Source organism: bacterium (genome assembly GCA_017744355.1).
Taxonomy (GTDB): Bacteria; Cyanobacteriota; Sericytochromatia; order S15B-MN24; family UBA4093; genus JAGIBK01.
Genome location: JAGIBK010000004.1, coordinates 63290 through 80964, shown reverse-complemented (window position 1 = coordinate 80964; position 17675 = coordinate 63290). Strand labels below are relative to the sequence as shown.

Annotated in this window: 11 protein-coding genes; 8 read left to right on the top strand and 3 right to left on the bottom strand. The window is 66.9% G+C overall.

Translation table 11 applies throughout. The features are described 5' to 3' along the window. Window positions 1–2 precede the first annotated feature (2 nt). The 7 genes from J7643_11305 to J7643_11275 all read left to right on the top strand — a co-directional run bounded on the left by J7643_11305 (window position 3) and on the right by J7643_11275 (window position 9449). On the top strand, window positions 3–245 hold the full coding sequence (locus J7643_11305; protein MBO9541166.1) for a 30S ribosomal protein S18: 243 nt from the start codon (window positions 3–5) through the stop codon (window positions 243–245). A 98-nt stretch (window positions 246–343) separates the two neighbouring features. Further along, entirely contained in the window at window positions 344–1381 is a 1038-nt protein-coding gene (gene pheS, locus J7643_11300; GenBank protein ID MBO9541165.1) for a phenylalanine--tRNA ligase subunit alpha, read from the top strand. 76 nt (window positions 1382–1457) lie between these two features. Further along, window positions 1458–3866: a phenylalanine--tRNA ligase subunit beta gene (locus J7643_11295; protein ID MBO9541164.1), complete on the top strand. Its 2409-nt coding sequence runs from the start codon at window positions 1458–1460 to the stop codon at window positions 3864–3866. 82 nt (window positions 3867–3948) lie between these two features. Beyond that, on the top strand, window positions 3949–5055 hold the full coding sequence (locus tag J7643_11290) for a roadblock/LC7 domain-containing protein (GenBank protein ID MBO9541163.1): 1107 nt from the start codon (window positions 3949–3951) through the stop codon (window positions 5053–5055). Window positions 5056–5107: 52 nt separating this feature from the next. Beyond that, entirely contained in the window at window positions 5108–7015 is a 1908-nt protein-coding gene (tadA, locus tag J7643_11285) for a Flp pilus assembly complex ATPase component TadA (protein MBO9541162.1), read from the top strand. Between the two features lie 46 nt (window positions 7016–7061). After that, the gene (locus J7643_11280) at window positions 7062–8165 is read left to right on the top strand and encodes a type IV pilus twitching motility protein PilT (protein ID MBO9541161.1); all 1104 of its coding nucleotides are present in this window, start codon (window positions 7062–7064) and stop codon (window positions 8163–8165) included. 24 nt (window positions 8166–8189) lie between these two features. Further along, on the top strand, window positions 8190–9449 hold the full coding sequence (locus J7643_11275; protein MBO9541160.1) for a type II secretion system F family protein: 1260 nt from the start codon (window positions 8190–8192) through the stop codon (window positions 9447–9449). 244 nt (window positions 9450–9693) lie between these two features. On the opposite strand, the gene J7643_11270 is transcribed toward J7643_11275, so the two are convergent. Together J7643_11270 and J7643_11265 are read right to left on the bottom strand one after the other, a co-directional pair. Then, entirely contained in the window at window positions 9694–9939 is a 246-nt protein-coding gene (locus tag J7643_11270; protein ID MBO9541159.1) for a hypothetical protein, read from the bottom strand. A gap of 113 nt (window positions 9940–10052) precedes the next feature. After that, complete coding sequence (locus J7643_11265; GenBank protein ID MBO9541158.1) at window positions 10053–10409, bottom strand: hypothetical protein; 357 nt, start codon at window positions 10407–10409, stop codon at window positions 10053–10055. Window positions 10410–10581: 172 nt separating this feature from the next. Here J7643_11265 and J7643_11260 point away from each other — a divergent pair, with 172 nt between their 5' ends. Beyond that, the gene (locus J7643_11260; protein MBO9541157.1) at window positions 10582–12366 is read left to right on the top strand and encodes a hypothetical protein; all 1785 of its coding nucleotides are present in this window, start codon (window positions 10582–10584) and stop codon (window positions 12364–12366) included. A gap of 55 nt (window positions 12367–12421) precedes the next feature. Here J7643_11260 and J7643_11255 read toward each other — a convergent pair whose 3' ends face one another. Next, window positions 12422–17620, bottom strand: a complete 5199-nt coding sequence (locus J7643_11255) for a diguanylate cyclase (GenBank protein MBO9541156.1) — start codon at window positions 17618–17620, stop codon at window positions 12422–12424. Window positions 17621–17675 lie beyond the last annotated feature (55 nt).

The window sequence follows — 17675 nt, the reverse complement described above, 5'->3', positions numbered from 1 at the left end:
CCATGGCATTTGGTGCCAAGCGTGGTGGCGGTCGCATGAAGCGTCGCAAAGTTTGCGGCTTCTGCGTCGACAAGGCCACGTTCGTCGATTACAAGGACGTGATGCGCCTGCGCAAGTTCCTCACCGAGCGTGGCAAGATTCTGCCCCGCCGCGTGACCGGCAACTGCGCCAAGCATCAGCGCGCCCTCACCGACGCCATCAAGGTGTCGCGCGAGATCGCGTTGCTCCCCTTCTCGATCGACTAGCGATCCCCATCGCTCGTCTATTCGGAGTGGATACGAGGGGTCCGGTCGGCTTCGGCTGCCGGGCCCTTCGCGTACACACGTGATCTTAGAGGCAAGACATGAACCTGACGTCTCTCGATACCATCCAGCAGGACGCCTTGAGCGCCCTCGAGGCCGCCAGCGGCCTGGCCGACCTCGAGGCCTGGTACCAGCGCTACTTCGGGCGCGAGCGCGGCGAGCTCAACATGCTCATGCGCGAGATCCCCAAGGTCGAGCCCTCCGAGCGCAAGGCCTTCGGCCAGGGCGTGAACCGGATCAAGGGCGAGATCGAGGCCCGCTACCAGGAGCGCCTGGCGGCCGCCGAGCGCGAAGCCCTCGCCGAGCGCCTCGTCGCCGAGCGCGTGGACGTCACCCTTCCGGGCCGCAGCCTGCCCATGGGCAAGCGCCATCCCCTCACCCAGACCCTGGACCAGATCGTGGACGTGTTCGCGCGCCTGGGCTTCGGCGTGGCCGAGGGGCCCGAGGTCGAGGACGACTGGCACAACTTCACCGCCCTCAACACGCCGGCGGATCACCCCGCCCGCGAGATGCAGGACACCTTCTACTTGGGCGGCGACGAGGCCGCGGGGCGCCTGCTGCGCACCCACACCTCGAGCGTGCAGATCCGGGTCATGGAGAACTCCCAGCCCCCGCTGCGCTACTTGATGCCCGGCCGCGTCTACCGCCGCGATGCGGTGACCGGCCGCCACTACCCGATCTTCCACCAGATCGAGGGGCTGGTGGTGGACGAGCGTACGACCTTCGCCGACCTCAAGGGCACCCTGACGGCGGCCATGCGCGAGCTGTTCGGGCCCGATCGCAAGATTCGCTTCCGCCCGAGCTTCTTCCCCTTCACCGAGCCTTCCGCCGAGTACGACGTGGAGTGCATCCTGTGCAGCGGCGAGGGCTGCCGCCTCTGCTCGCAGACCGGCTGGCTCGAGATCGGCGGCTGCGGCATGGTGGACCCGAACGTGCTGACGGCGGTCAACATCGACCCCGAGCGCTACACGGGCTTCGCCTTCGGCTTCGGCGCCGAGCGCATCGCCATGCTGAAGCACGGGATCCCGGACATCCGCCTGTACTGGGAGAACCACGCGCGGTTCCTCGAGCAGTTCTAAGGAACTTGATTGAATCCCCCCACCCCCGACCCACCGAGGGGGTGAGCCCGGCCCGATTTGACGTTGGAGTTGTGAGATGCGTATTCCGTTGAACTGGATGAATGACTACTTCGAGGCGCCCGTGCGCGATCTCGAGGCGATCGCGCAGGCCCTGACCGCCGCCGGCCTCGAGGTCGAGGGCGTCGAGCGCGTGGCGCCCGGCTTCGAGCACGTCATCACCGGCAAGATCGTGGCAACCGAGCAGCACCCCAACGCCGACCGCCTGCGGATCTGCAAGACGGACATCGGCGCGGCCGAGCCGCTCCAGATCGTGACCGGCGCCCAGAACGTCCAGGTCGGCGACGTCATCCCCGTCGCCCAGATCGGCGCCAACCTCCCCAACGGGCTCGAGATCAAGGCTTCCAAGCTGCGCGGCGTCGAGAGCTTCGGCATGTACTGCTCGCTCGTGGAGCTCGGCCTCGCCGAGGAATCCGAGGGCGTCTACGTCTTCCCCGTGGGCACCCCGGTGGGCATGGCCGCTGCGACCGCCCTCGAAGTGGGCGACACCGTCATCGAGGTCGCCGTCCTCGCCAACCGCCCCGACGCCCTGTCGGTGCTGGGCGTGGCGCGCGAGCTCGCCGCTGCGGGCCTCGGCAAGCTGAAGCTGCCCGCCCCCAAGCCCGTGACCACCGAGGGCGCCTCGACTGTCAAGGTGACGCTCGAAGCGGCCGATCTCTGCCCCCGCTACGCGGCCCTGGTCGTTGAAGGCCTCAAGGTCGGCCCCTCTCCCGATTGGCTCAAGCAGCGCCTGGAGCTCGCCGGGGTTCGCGCCATCTCGAACGTGGTGGACGTGACCAACTACGTCCTCCTGGAGCTCGGCCAGCCCCTGCACGCCTTCGACCGCGCCAAGATCTCCGAGGGCACCCTCACCCCCCGCCGCGCCCGCGACGGCGAGGAGATCGTTACCCTCGACGGCCAGACCCGCAAGCTGGATGCCGCCATGCTCGTGATCGCCGATGAAGTAGGCCCTCAGGCGATCGCCGGGGTCATGGGCGGCGCTCACTCCCAGGTCACCGACGCGACCACCGCGATCGTCCTCGAATCGGCCTACTTCGAGCCTTCGAGCATCCGCAAGACTGGTAAGCGTCTCGGCCTCTCGTCGGAGAGCTCCTACCGCTTCGAGCGCGGGGTCAATCCCGAAGGGACTCTGCATGCCCTCGCTCGCGCAGCCGAGTTGCTCGCCCAGGTGGCGGGCGGCACGGCGGTCATGCCGGCCGTCGACGTGACGGTCCAGCCCGGCTACCCCGAGCCCCTGGTCGTGGAGCTGCGTCCCTCGCGTATCGCCCGCGTGCTCGGCACCGGCTTCGAGGCGGCCGAGATCCGTTCGAAGTTCGAGGCCATCGGTTTCGTCGTCACCGGCGAGGACCCCATGCAGGTCCGGATCCCCGGCTGGCGCCGTCACGACGTGACCCGCGAGATCGACCTGATCGAGGAGGTCGCGCGCCTGATGGGCTACGACCGCATCCCCTCGACCCTCATGCCCCTGGACGCCATCGGGACCATCGGCCCCCGCGAGGCGCTCGTGCGCCGCGTGCGCGAGATCGTCGAGGGCGCAGGCCTCAGCGAGGTCGTCACCCCTTCGCTGACCAACGAGGCGGCCCTCGCGCTCGCCAAGGCTCCTACTGCCGAGGGCGTCGTGCTGGCCAATCCCCTGGCCGACATGGCCCTGCTCCGCACCCGGATGGAGCCCGGCCTGCTCGAAGTCGCGCGCTTCAACCACTACCAGGGCCGCTCCCACGGGGCCTACTACGAGATCGGCCGGACCTACCACATGCAGCCCGACGGGCGCGTCGAAGAGCCCCGCTGGCTCTCCTTCCTGGTGACGGGCGAGCAGGCGACCGGCGTCTGGAAGCACGCCCCCGAGGCCCTCACGGCTGACTTCTTCTGGGCCAAGGGCATCGTCGAGCGCCTTTTCTCGGCGCTCGGGCTCGCGGGCCTTACGGCCGAGGCAACCCAGGACGAGCCGGTCCTGCACCCGGGCCGCGCGGCGCGTCTGTCGCTCGGCGATCGCTTCGTCGGCATCGTCGGCGAGATCCACCCCGAAGTCGCTGCGGCCTACGACCTGCCGGTCGGCGCTCGCGCGGCGCTGGCTACCCTCTCGCTCGATGCCCTGGAGGCCCTCGTCTCCACGGAGCCTCGCCCTTACGCGGTCTTCGGTCGCTACCCGGCGATCCTGCGCGATCTGGCGCTGGTGGTCCCCCAGGACCTGCCCGCGGCCTCGGTCGTCTCCCAGGTCCGCTCCATGGCCGGCGGCGTCCTCGAGTCGGTCGAAGTCTTCGACCGCTACCAGGGGCCCCAGGTCCCCGAAGGCAAGGTCAGCCTCGGCCTGCGTCTGCGCTACCGGGTGGCGGAGCGCACGCTGAGCGACGACGAGATCGAGCCGATCCACCGGGGGATCGTCCAGTCGGCCGAGGAGGCCTTCGGGGCGGCTGTCCGGGATAGGTAAGGCCCTGTGGGGGATTTTTTTGACAGCCTTCAGGGTATCATAGGGAAGGCTGCTGCCCTGAATAGGAGTGCGTTGAACCAACATGGCTGACCGGAAATCCTCGAAGAAACCTGAGAAGAAGGGCTTTCTCGGCGGCCTGTTCGCCGGCTTCGGCGCTAAGAAGGACCAGGGCGGGAAGAAGAAACCGGTCGCAGGTGGCAAGAAGGGCGGGACTCCCGTCTCCAAGAAGGGCGCCTCGCTCGCCAAGAAGCCCAAGGTCCAGGCACCGCCGCCTGAAGACGATGCGGCAGACCTGCTCGGTTCTTTGGACGACGACCTCTTCGCGGGTATGGACTTCGGGACGCCGACCCCTCCGCCTGCCCCCGCGCAGGCCGAGCGGCGCGTGCCCCCCGTGCCGCCGCAGCCGGTCGCCCAGGCGCCCGAGCCCACCCCGGCCCCTGCCCAGGGCAACTCCCTCTTCGGCCCGGACGGGGTAGACGACGCCCTCGATTCGCTCTTCGACAGCTTCGAGGTCGGCGGCGCTCCTGCTGCTCCCGTCCCGCAGGCTCCGGTGCCTCAGGCTGCGCCCCCGCAGCCGGTGGCGAGCCCCATGGCGCCTCCGCCTTTCGCCGAGCCCTCGCCGCCTCCTTTCGCGGAGCCTGTGCCGGCACCCGCTTTCGCTCAACCCGCGCCCCCGGCGCCGGCCCCGCAGGCTCCCGCCGCCCAGCAGCCCCCTCAGCAGGACGGCCTGGTCTCGATCGGTAAGCTGCTGGTCGACCAGAACACGCTGAAGCGCATCATCGACAACGCCGAGAAGCGCGGCACCGGCCTCTACACGACCACCAAGATCATCTCGAACGCCAAGGGCGCGGACCTCGACTCGATCCTGGGCCAGATCGACGCCTGTCAGGGCGTCGCGGGCAGCCTGATCGTGGGCCGCGACGGCCTCGTCATCTCGAGCACCCTGCCGCAGAACTTCGACAAGGAGCTGATCGGCGCCATCTCGAGTTCGATGCTGACCAACCTGGACGTGCAGTGCAAGAAGATGAAGCTCGGGGCCTCGCGCCAGGTCATCCTGGACACCGAGGGTGGCGTGGTACTGCTCATCTCGCTCGAGGTCGGGGTGCTCGTGGTCATGTCCCAGTCGTTGATGGGGCTCGACCTGACGGGCGTGCTCTCGGTCATCGCGGGAGTCGCCGACAAGATTTAACGGTCTGTCGCGGGCCTTCCCGCCTGAACGACCTGCCTAGGAGGTGTGCATCGTGGCCATCGTCAAGATGAAACTTGGGGAGATTCTGCTCAACGCGAATCTCATCACCGACGCCCAGCTCAAGACTGCGGTCGATATCCAGAAGCAGAGCAAGGAGAGCCTGGGCCTCATCCTGATCAAGCAGGGCTACATCACCGAGGCCTCGATCAAGGACGCCCTCGAGCTTCAGTATGGCTTGCGCTACATCAACCTGCGCAAGACCAAGATCCCGACCGAGGTCCTCAAGCTCATCCCCGAGAACCTCCAGCGCCAGCACCAGATCATCCCGGTCTCGCTGGCCAACAACCGCCTGACGCTCGCGATGGTCGATCCCACCAACCTGATCGCCATCGACGACGTGCGCTTCACGGTCAAGGGCGTCGCGGTGCAGCCGGTGGTAATCACCGAAGACGAGTTCTTCTGGTTCATGGACCAGCAGAGCGCCACCAACGTCCCCGACGTGGACACGGGCCCCGTCATGGACATCTCCTCGGTCCTGGGCGAGATCGCCTCCAGCGACGACGACCTCGAGATCGTCGAGCAGAAGGAGGAGAACACCCGGGCCATCGAGCTGGAGCGGCAGGCCGAAGAGTCGCCGATCATCAAGCTCACCAACTCGATCCTCACCAACGCCATCGGTAGCTCCAAGAAGGTCTCGGATATCCACGTGGAGCCGTGGGAGAACGAGGTCCAGGTCCGCTACCGCATCGATGGCATGCTGCACCGGCAGACGACCATTCCCAAGAAGTTCCTGCCGGCACTGGTCAGCCGCTTCAAGATCATGGCGAACCTGGACATCTCCGAGAAGCGCCTGCCCCAGGACGGCCGCATTCGCGTCCGCTTCAAGGGCCGCGACTGGGACTTCCGCGTCTCGAGCTTGCCTGGCAAGTTCGGCGAGAAGATCTGCATGCGCATCCTCGACAAGACGAGTACCACCCTCGGCCTGGAGAAGCTGTTCATCTACCCCGAGGACCTGGCCGTCATCCGCGAGATGTCCGCGCGTCCCTTCGGCATCATCTTCGTGACCGGCCCCACCGGCTCGGGTAAGTCCACGACCCTCTACTCGATCCTCAACGAGCGCAACACCGCCGACGTCAACATCGTCACCGCCGAGGATCCCATCGAGTACGACGCTCCGGGCATCAACCAGGTCCAGGTCCGCCCCGAGATCGGTTACACCTTCGCCCGCGTCCTCAAGGCCTTCCTGCGCCAGGACCCGGACATCATGCTGATCGGTGAGACCCGCGACCTGGAAGTGGCCAAGATCGCCATCGAGTCGGCGCTGACCGGCCACCTGGTCTTCACCTCGCTCCACACCAACGACGCGCCGGGCGCCATCATGCGCCTGCACGAGATGGGCGTCGAGGGCTTCATGGTCTCGGCCGCGACCATCGGGGTCGTGGCCCAGCGCCTGGTCCGCAAGCTGTGCAGCAAGTGCAAGCAGCCCTATACCCCCGAGATCCGCGAACTGGATTACGTGGGCTATCGCTACGACGAAAACAACTTGCCGACCTTCTACAAGGCGGTGGGCTGCAACGAGTGCTCCAAGGGCTACTCGGGACGCATGGGCGTCTACGAGATCATGAAGATGAACGACGAGCTGCGGGATCTGATCAGCCGCGGCGCGAGCACGGGCCTCATCCGCTACGCGGCCAAGCAGTCGGGCATGACCACCCTCAAGGACTACTCGCTCAAGCTGGTGGCCGACGGCCACACGTCGCTCGAAGAGGTCATCCGCGTGACCTTCTCGGGCGAGGGCGAGGAGAAGCTCTGCCCCGGTTGCCGCAACCCCATCGGCGACGAGTTCATGAAGTGTCCCTTCTGCCAGATCGATCTCAAGAAAGTCTGCCCCAAGTGTCATCAGCGCGTGGAGGAGGGCTGGAAGGGCTGCCCCGGCTGCGGAACGTTGTTGGAAGTGTAGCGCAAAGCGCGTAGCGCCTGCGGGTGATTCATAAGGAGACCGGCCTATGTACATGGAAGAGCTGCTGCAACTGGTCTTCGACCGGGATGGGTCGGACCTGCACATCTCGGCAGGGGTGCCGCCCATCATCCGCATCAACGGCAAGCTGGTCCGCACCGACTACGATCCCCTCACCCCCGAGGACACCCAGCGCCTGATCTTCTCGATCCTCTCCAACGAGCAGCGCAAGAACCTCGAGCAGACCATGGAGCTGGACTGCTCGTACGGCGTGGTCGGCCTGGGGCGCTTCCGCGTCAACGCCTTCCGTTCCAAGGGCGCCTACGCGGCGGTCCTGCGTACCATCTCGACCAAGATCCCCCGCTTCGAGGACCTGGGCCTGCCGCCCATCGTCCGCGAGCTGACCCACAAGCCCCGCGGCCTCATCCTCGTGACGGGCCCCACCGGCTCGGGTAAGTCCACGACGCTTGCGGCGATGATCGACAACATCAACCAGACCCGCGCCGAGCACATCCTCACCATCGAGGACCCCATCGAGTACGTCCACCCGCCAAAGATGAGCCTGGTCAACCAGCGCGAGCTGGGCGCGGACACCAAGAGCTTCGACAACGCCCTCAAGGCGGCCCTGCGCGAAGACCCCGACGTCATCCTGGTGGGTGAGTTGCGCGACCTGGAGACCATCCGCCTCGCCATGACCGCGGCCGAGACGGGCCACCTGGTCTTCGGCACCCTTCACACCTCGAGCGCCATGCAGACGGTGGACCGCGTGGTCGACGTCTTCCCGCCGCACCAGCAGCAGCAGATCCGCGTCCAGATCTCGAACAGCTTGGTGGGCGTCCTCTCGCAGACCCTCGTGCCCAAGCTGGGTTCGGACGGTCGGGGCCGCGGCCGCGTGATGGCCCTCGAGGTCATGATCAACACCCCCGCGGTCGCCAACCTGATCCGCGAGGGCAAGACCGCCCAGATCTACTCGGCGATCCAGACCGGCCAGAAGTTCGGGATGCAGACCCTCGAGAACTGCCTCAAGGACCTCTATACCAACCGTCTGGTCTCTTACGAGGACGCCATCTCGAAGACCTCGCGCCCCGAGGATCTGATCCGCATGATCGGCGCGGCCCCCGCAGGCTCCATGAGCCAGGCGATGGCGCGCTAGTCAGGAGCCTAAGGGACTCACGCCATGCCCGTCTACCAGTGCAAGGTCCGCGACCACCGCGGCGAAGCCTTCATGAAGGTCATGAACGGCGATAGCGCCGCCGATGTGCGTAACAAGCTCCGCGAGATGGGCTACATGGTCGTCACTCCCGTCACCGAGAAGCGGGAGAACAAGCTGGCGGGGAGCTTGAAGGGCGGCAACAACAAGTTCCTCGACCAACTCAACAACATCCTGGCGAACAGCGGCAAGGTCAAGCTCACGGACTTGACCATCTTCACCCGTCAGTTCGCCACCATGATCAACGCGGGGGTGGCGATGGTCCGCGCCCTCAACATCTTGGAGGAGCAGACCCTCAACCCCAAGCTGCGCAAGGTCATCCTCGACCTCAAGGCGCGGGTCGAGGCCGGTAACTCCCTTTCGGATTGCATGTCGCGCCACCCGCGGGTCTTCGACCGACTCTTCGTCGGCATGATCCGCGCGGGCGAGGCGGGCGGCGTGCTCGACCAGGTCTTGCTGCGCGTGGCGGGCTTCATCGAGGCCAACAGCAAGCTGCAGGCCCAGGTGAAGTCGGCCATGACCTACCCCGTCGTCATCTTGATCATGGCGGTCGTGATCTTCGTGGTCATGCTGGTCTTCATCCTGCCGGTCTTCGCCAACATGTTCGAGCAGATGAACGCCAAGCTGCCGGCGTACACCCAGTTCCTGATCGACATGTCCAACACGGCCCGCGGTCCCGTGGGCCTGATGGTCGCCGTGACGGCCTTCGCGATCGGCTGGGCGATCAAGACCTGGGGGGCGACCGACCAGGGCAAGCACTTCATCGACAAGCACATCCTCAACGTCCCCATTTTCGGCGTCCTGGCCCAGAAGATCGCGGTGGCGCGTTTCACCCGCACCCTGGGGACCCTCCTCAAGTCGGGGGTGCCTCTCTTGTCGGCGCTCGAGATCGTGCGCGACTCGTCGGGCAACGCCATCGTCAGCGGCGCGGTCGAGGACGTGCGCCAGGCGGTGCGCGAGGGCGAGGGCATCGCGCGGCCGCTGGAGCGCGCGGCGGTCTTCCCGCCCATGGTGACCCAGATGATCTCGATCGGCGAGGAGACCGGTGCGGTCGACTCCATGCTCGAGAAGGTCGCGGACTTCTACGACGACGAGGTGGAGCAGGCGGTCAAGTCGCTGACCTCGCTCCTCGAACCCCTGATGATGGTGCTCATCGCCGTCCTGGTCGGCTCGCTGGTCATCGGCATGTACCTGCCCGTCTTCACCATCATCAACCAGATCAAGTAAGCACGGGGATGACGGCCCGGCCGGGGCCTGATATGCTATTAGCAACGCCTTGTAGAGGAGAGAAAGTTAGCGATGAACAACTGGGTCTATTTCTATTTCATGCTCGCCGTCTTCTTCGGGGTCACCGGCTGGGTCGGCTACATGTCCGCCAAGATCATGTCGGAATCCACCGAGCACTAAAATCGGCCTGAAACGAACGCGGCGCCCCGGTCATCGACCGGGGCGCCGTGTTCGTGAAAGGGCGTTACTTCTTGGTGATCTCGGCCATCATGGACCGGATGACGGTCGAGCCGGAGGCACCGGCCTGCTCGCCGGCAGGCTTGCCGACCGTCGACGTGTCCGTGAAGAGGCTCTTGAAAAGGTCCTTGAAGATGTCACCAGCGTTGCCACCGTTGATGAGGCCACCGACGGCGTTGCCGATGGCGTCGCCAAGCTTGTTGCCACCAAACAGGCCTTTGACGAGGCCGCCAACCAAACCGCCAATATTCATAACGAGACCTCCCGACGATCGAAAACTACATGACTAAAGGGGTTATACCCGGCAAAACCCTCGCTTCGTTCAACTGATCGTTGGCTGGTCATTTTCATTTCGTTAAATGTCGCTCAATACTCGGGATTGGGCCCCCACTCCTTGGCGGCGAGGCGATCCGCCTGGAGGAGCAGGGTGAGCACGGCATGCTCGATGGCCCCCTCGGGGCTTGGACGAGAGCCCGAGAGAGGCGATCGCGACGTCGCCGGGGCCTTCCCCGGCTTGGGGAGCGGCTTGGGGGCCAGCCCGGGTTTGCTCGGCGCGAGCGGGACGTGGCTCGGGATGGCGGTGAAGCCACCGGCGGCCTCTTCGTAGACCTTGAAGGTGACGAGCTGGCGCGGCTCCTTGTGGCCGATGCGCAGGCGCACGGCGGCACGCAGAAGGGCTGGGTCGGCGATGCCGGGAAGGCGCGAGATTTGCTGCAAATTCATGAGGTCCTCCCTGGTTTTGTGTGAAAACAGGCGTTTCTAGCTAAGAATAAGGCTTATTTGCGGAAAGCTATTAATTCTTCTTTAAATCTGGACAAAAACAGAGTGATTTGCGAGCCAATCTTTCTACAATAGAGCAAATTAACGCCTTTTGTTCAAGATGAGAGGTTGTCGCATGCTCAAGAAGATCGATGGCGTCAACTCTTCCGCTTGGTCCGCTCCGGTCTCGGAAGCCGAGAACGTCGCGGCAGCCAAGGGGGCCGCGATCGCTCCCTCGTCATCGGGGAAGGTCGAAGACCGCTCTCAGGTCGCGGGCATCGGGATGGCGATACCTGGGGCTTTCAACGTGCAGGAGTTTGCGGCGACCGTTGCCCAGGTCGGTGGTCCCAACGTGGCCTTCAAGCGTGCGGAGCCACCCACCCAGCAGGAGTACTTCCAGACCGGCGCAACGGCTGCCCAGCAGCTGGTCTTCCGCATGGAGGGCTTGTTCCAGGCCCTCGACAGCACGTCTCTCGACAAGGATTACGAACAGGCGCGCCGCGACGTCCTGGGCTTCTCGCGCGCCCTTTCGGCCGCGATCAGTGCCTCGCCTCCCCGGACGCTGGGTAAGGATCAGCTCGGGAAACTCCTGGACAAGGTGGACGAGCTGGAGAAGGTGTACCTGGGGGCCTCGGCGCTCACGGACAACGCCGAGCGGAGCAAGCTGATAGGCGGGGTGGGCGATGCCGTGAAGGCGCTGACGGGCTTGCTCGGCGTCACGCCCGTCCAGATCCCCCCTGCCACGCCGGCCGATCACTTCCAGACGGGGCTTGCGGCAGTCCGGACGCTGAGCTACAAGCTGGAGTACCTCTTCGACATGCACGAGGCGCTCAATGACCCTGTCATGGAGCAATCCATGAAGGCCGTGAAGGGCCTGGCCAAATCACTGCAAGCGGCTTCGACCGCCGTGCCGCCCAAGACCCTCAGGGCCGATCAGCTGGAGCCCCTCCTGAAGCTGGTGGATGAGATCGAGAAGCGGCGGCTGCCTGCCGTGAAGCTGGTCAACCCGCGCAACGAGGAGGACAAGCCTCGCGATGCGGGCGAGGTGCAGCGAGAGCAGGCCGAGATCGATGCCAAGCTGAAGGCCTTCAAGACAGGGCTCTCGAAGGATGTCGACGACCTTGCCAAGGCCCTTGGGGTCAGCGTGATGCCCGTGCCCGACCCCACCCCGCAGGAGTGCTTCCAGATCGGCGCGAACTACGTCCAGCAGCTGACGTATCGCATGTCGGGCCTCTTCCAGGCGATGGATGGCATGCTCAGCGACGAGCAGGACGGAGCGAGGCGCGCCGTGCTGGGGCTGTCGAGGGCAATCACCGATGCGATTGGGGCCACGCCTGCTCGGACGATGACCAAGCAGGATCTCAAGACCCTGCTAGAGGCGGTAGACCGCCAGGAGAAACTTTACTTGGGCGCTTCGGCGCTCACGGACAACGCCAAGCGAGATGAGCTGATAAAGGGCCTTGGCGCCGACGTGGGGCAGATGGCGTCCATGCTGCACGTCACCCCCGTCCAAATACCTGCGGCCTCGCCGGCCGATTACTTCCAGGCGGCGGCTTCGGCGGTCCAGACCCTGGTATACAAGCTGGAGATTCTCTTCGATGCGCGGGATCTGGTCAACGAGAACGAGGGGGCGATGCTGGATCTCAAGGGCCTCGCAAGGGCCCTGCGCGACGCGATTAACGCGCGTCCGCCGCGCACGATGAAGCCCACTCAGTACCGGGCGGTGCTGAGAGAGGTCGAGAAGATCGAGCAGGAACGCTTGCCCGCCGTGAAGCTGGTCAACCCGCGCGACGATCAGGACAAGCCGCGGCCCGAGAAGGACGTGAAGGCGGAGCAGGCGGTGGTCGATTTGGCCCGAAAGACCCTCAAAGCCAAGATGAGCGACCACGTGCAAAAGCTGCTCATGGTCCTCAACGCCTGATGACAAAAGAAGCGTAGGGGGTGGGATGCGGTCGCGTCCCACCCCCTTTGCGTTTTTAGCGGTCTTCCTCGTCGACGGTGCGGATCTGGTTGCGGCCCTTGACCTTGGCCACGTAGAGGCCGCGGTCCGCCCGCTCGATCAGCTCGGCGATCCGCTCGTCATCGAGCCGGATGGCGCTCACCCCCAGAGAGACGGTGATCTGGCGCAGGGGATTGCCCTCGGGGTCGGTCAGCTCGATCTCGGCCACCGAGCGCCGGATACGCTCGGCGACGATCACCGCGCCTTCGAGGTCGGTGTCGGGCAGCGCCACGATGAACTCCTCGCCGCCGTAGCGGGCGACTACGTCCGCCAGGCGCACGGCCTGGCCGATCACCAGGGCGACGCTCTGGATGACCTGGTCGCCGAGGGCGTGGCCGTAGGTGTCGTTGAAGCTCTTGAAGTGGTCGATGTCGAGCATGATGACGCTCAGGTGCCGGCGGTGGCGCCGGGCCTGGGCGAAGTCGCGGTTGAGCTGGTCCTGGAAGAAGCGCCGGTTGTGGAGGCCGGTCAGCGGATCGGTCGAGGCCCGCAGGTTGGCCTCCTCGTAGAGGGCGACCAGCTCTTCGAGCTCCTGGGCGCGCCGTGCCAGCTGGCTGTAGAGGTGGGCGTTCTCGATGGCGACCGAGGCGTGGTTGGCGATCGCCTCCAGGATCTCCAGGTCGTGGGCCCTGAAGGCGTTGACGATCGCCTGGGAGTCCACGTAGAGGAGGCCGAGGACCGATTGCTTGGCGATGACCGGCACGCACATGACCGTGCGCAGGCTGAGCGCCATGATGCTCTCCTGGACCTGGAACTCCTCGTCCGAGAGGGCGTCGGCCACGCAGAGCGACTGGCCGCTTTCGAGCACCTTCTGGCAGATGGAGCGGCTGATCGCTTCCTCTTCGGGGTCGAGCGCGGTCCCCAGCCGGTCGAAGGCGGTGTTGCACCGCAGCTGGTCCTGCTCCCAGAGCATGAAGAAGCCGCGCTCGGCGTCCGTCACTTCGAGGGTCAGCTTGACCACCAGTTCCAGGACCTCCTCGGTCACCAGGGTGGTCGAGATGGTCCGCGAGAGGTGGTTGAGCATCTCCAGCTTGCGGCTCTTGTCCTGCCATTCCTCGTGGAGGTTGGCGTTCTCGATGGCGGTGGCCGAGAGCGAGGCGAGGCTCGTCACCACGTCCAGGTCGTGGTCGCCGAAGTCCCCCTTTTCGGCCGGGCGGTCCATGTAGACGGCCCCCACCACCGCGTTGCGGATCTTGAGCGGGACGCAGAGGGCGGTGCGGGCCTCGCCGGCGCTCGCACCCTTCAGGCAAATCGGCTGCTCGCTGTTCAGCACCTCGTCGGCGATCGCCTGGCAGCGTAGCCAGTCGGCATTCTCGTTCGAGGGCTCGATGCCGCGCTTCTGGCAGATGGTCGGCTCGTGGTGCTTGAGCAGGAGCAAGAAGCCCCGCTCGGCCCCGCTGATCTCGAGGATCAGGCCCATCACCATCTCCTGGACCAATTGCAGGTCGTGGATCTGGCTGATCTTGAGGGCGAAGTCGATGAGCTGCTCCAGGTGGCGGTGGGAGTCCGCGAGCTCGGCGTGGCGCGCCGCCTCGTCGCGGGCGCTCTGGATGAGGTCCTGCATGTCGGCGCCGAGCTTGCCCAGCTTCTCTTCGAGCGACTGGCCCGCCTGCTGGCGGCCCGCTCCGCGCGGGACCCAGGGCGCGTGCCATGCCGCCTCGAAGGTGGCGCGGGCCTCGCCGTCGAGGGTGTCGTAGAGGCGCATGGCGCCGTTCTTGGCCATGCGCTTGAAGTCGTCGGCGCGCAGCGGGTCGGCTTCGGCCATCAGGCGCAGGATGCGACCGTGCAAGAGGGGGCTTCCGATGCTCTCGGCCAGGTGCTGGGCCTTGCGCAGGTGTTCGCTCGCGAGGCTGCGGTGCTCCTGCACCAGCTGCAGCTCGCCCAACAGGGCGTGGAGCTGGGCCGAGAGGTGCCGGGCGCCGACCTCGTCGGCGTCCTGCAGGGCCTCGTGGGCGAGCTTCTGGGCGCCCATGTAGTCCCGCTGCTGGGCGGAAAGCAGCGCGAGGGCCCAGCCGGCCTTGGCGAGGGTGCCGCGGGCGCGGGTCTCCTCAGCGGTCGAGCGAGCCTGCCCGAGGCTGAGGCGGGCGGCCTCGCGCTCGCCCGTGAACAGCTGGGCGAGCCCCACCACGATCTGCTGGGGCGGGATGTTCTCGCGCATGCCGCCCTCTTCGGCCACGGCGAGCGCACTGGTGGCGTAGGCGAGGGCCTCGTCGTAGCGCCCGAGCTGGATGAGGGCATCCGAGCGGTAGGCGGCGATGGTGACTTCCAGGTAGCGGTTGTTCATCTCGCGCGCGAGCGCAAGCCCCATATCCAGCTCGCCTGCGCCTTGTCCCAGCTGCCCCAGGTAGAGGCGCGAGACGCCGGAGAGGGTCACGGCCATGCCTTCGGCGAAGCGGCTCTGGGTCTGGATCGCCCCGTCGCGCGCGAGCTCCGAGAGGCGCAGGGCCTCCTTGAGGTCGCCCATCTCGAAGGCGACGATGGCGAGGTTCAAGAGGCCGAAGATGGCCTCGTCGCGCTGGCCCGTCTCCTCGTTGAGCACCTGGCACTGGAGGAAGCACTCGTTGGCCTCCGCGTAGCGCCCGAGGGCCAGGTAGGCGTTGCCGAGGAGCATGGTCGTGTCGTTGAGGCCCATCTTGTCGCCGATGGCGTGCTTGATGAGCAGGCTCTCCTGAAGGTAGCCGAGCCCTTCCTCCTGCCGTTCGGGGTCCGAGGCGAAGAGGTAGCCGAGGAAGGCCAGGCTCTCGGCCAGGTACAGGGGCAGCTGGGCCTCGCGGGAGGCGTCGAGGGCGAGGGTGTAGGTGCGGATGCTCTCCTCCACGTCGCCGCCGAAGTAGCGGATGCGCCCGAGGGTCGTCAGGGCGCGGACCTGCTCGCGGGTCGCCCCGGTCGCCTCGGCGAGCTCGGCGCTCTCGGCGAGGGCCTCGATGGCGCGCGGGTAGTCGGCCATGGCCTGACGGGCCTTGCCCAGGCCGGTGAGCAGCCGGGCTTTCAGCACCGGGTCGCCCTGCGTCTGGCTCAGGGCGAGGGCCGCCTCGAAGGATGCGCTCGCTTGCTGGAAGTCGCCCAGCCGGCGATCCACGTCACCCAGGGCGCTCAGGTACCGCAGGCGCAGCGCCGGGTCGGGCGTGGCCGCTTCGAGGGCCGCGAGGCCTGCTTGCAGGTAGCGCCGGGCCTCGGCGTTGGCGAAGAGTTCGAGGTTGCGCTCGGCGGCCTCGGCGGCGTAGGGGATGGCACGGCTAGGAGCGTCGCTCGAAAGCAGGTGGTCGGCCACCGCGTTGAGCAGCCCCGCGTCTCTCGGGGCCGCTTCCAGTGCGGGCAAGAGGGCCTGGGCGATGCGGCCGTGCAGGGCCTGCCGCTCGCGCTCGCCCAGGGCGCCCACGATGAGCGATTGGAGCAGGTGGTGGGCCACCGCGTAGCCCTCGGGGCCGAGCACGAGCACCCCTTCGGCCTCGAGCTCGCACAGGGCCTGGTAGAGCTGCTCGTCGTCGGCGCAGAGCCCCTCGATGCGCCCCAAGAGGGCCAGGTCCGCGCGGCCAGCCAGGGCCACGGCCCGGGCGATCGCGATCGCCTCGGGGGCAAGGGCGTCCAGTTTCTGGGCGCTGATGCCTTGCAGGTCCTTGGGCAGGGCCGAAAGGTCGAAGCCCGCTTCGAGGCGCCAGCTGCCCTGGGCCCGGACCAGGAGGCCCGCTTCGACCAGGTGGTGCAGCAGGTCGGAAAGGTGACGGGGGTTGCCGTGGGTGAGGGTCATCAAGGGCTCGAAGAGGCCGGCCTCGATCGACGGGGTGCCGAGCATGGAGGCCATCAGGGCGCGGGCCTCGTCCGCGTCCAGGTTCGAGAGGCGCATGGGTTCGAGCCAGGGGGCCTCGTGCCCCACGAGCACCATCCAGAAGGGAAGGTCGTGGGCGTTACGCTCCAGGTGCTCGATCAGCTCAAGCGAGGGGCTATCGAGCCACTGGGCGTCGTCGACGACGAGCACCAGCCCCCGCGCGCGGGCGACGGCCGAGAGCACCTCCGAGACGGCGGCTTGGAGGCGCATCTTCTCCTGCTGGGGCTCCAGGGCTTCGGGCGCCGCCTCGCTCCCGAGCTCGGGCAAGAGGCGCGCGAGGACCGGCGCCTGGGCATCAAGGATTGCAGGACAGGCGGACTTCGCGAGCGGCAAGAGGGCGCGCATGGCCGAAACCAGGCTCTCGTAAGGGGCCGCGTGCTCCCGGCAGCGCACGAGGACCGTCTCTCGGTCCTGGAGCTGGGCGATCAGGTGGAGCTCCTGGGCAAGGCGGCTCTTGCCGCTGCCCGCTTCGCCCAAGAGGCTCAAGGCCGTGCCGGGGCCCGCTTCGAGGCGCGATGCGAAGGCGGTCGTCTCGGCCTCGCGGCCCACGAAGCCCCCCGCGAGCAGCGGCATTGCCGCTTCTTCGGCGTCGTGGCCGAGGTGCTGCAACACTTCGGCGGCCGACTGGCAGCGGCGCAGGGGATCCTTGGCCATCAGACGCAGGATGAGGGCCTCGAGCGCGGGGTCGCGGCCGGGGGCCTGGGGCAGCGGAGCCTCCAGGTGGGCCTTGAGCAGGGCGCGAGGTTCGGTCTGAGGGTAGGGGGGCTCGCCCGCCAAGAGGTGGTAGGCCACGCAGCCCAGTGCGTACAGGTCGGCGCGGCGATCGACCGCTCCGCCGCGGGCGATCTCGGGGGCCATGTAGCGCAGGGTGCCCCGGAGGGTGCCGCCCGCGCGCCCCGCGCGCTCCATGAGCCCGAAGTCCATCAGCTTGACGACGCCCGTCGTGCCGAGGCGGATGTTCTCGGGCTTGAGGTCGCCGTGGACGTAGCCCTGGGCGTGGATGTAGCCGAGGGCCCGGCACAGGGCGACGAGCACCTCGCGCACCGTCTCGGGGGCCATGGGCAGCAGTTCGTCGAGGCCCTTGCCCGGCACCACCTCCATGGTGAAGTAGGGGGTGCCGTCCTCCAGGGCGCCGAAGTCGTAGACCTCGACGGTGTGGGGATGGCGCAGGCGGGTCATGGTCCAGAACTCATGCTTGAGCTGCTGGAGGGTGCCCGAGCCGCGCGCGCGTAACAGCTTGAGCGCCACCTCGCGGTCGTTGAGCGTGTCGTGGACCGACAGTACCTTGCCCATTCCCCCTTCCCCGAGGGCCGTGAGGACTTCGTAGCGATTGGCGATGGCGTCAGGCATCGGGTACTCCACTGACAACGTTGAGGAGGCTTCTTCGGATATAAACCCTATCAAC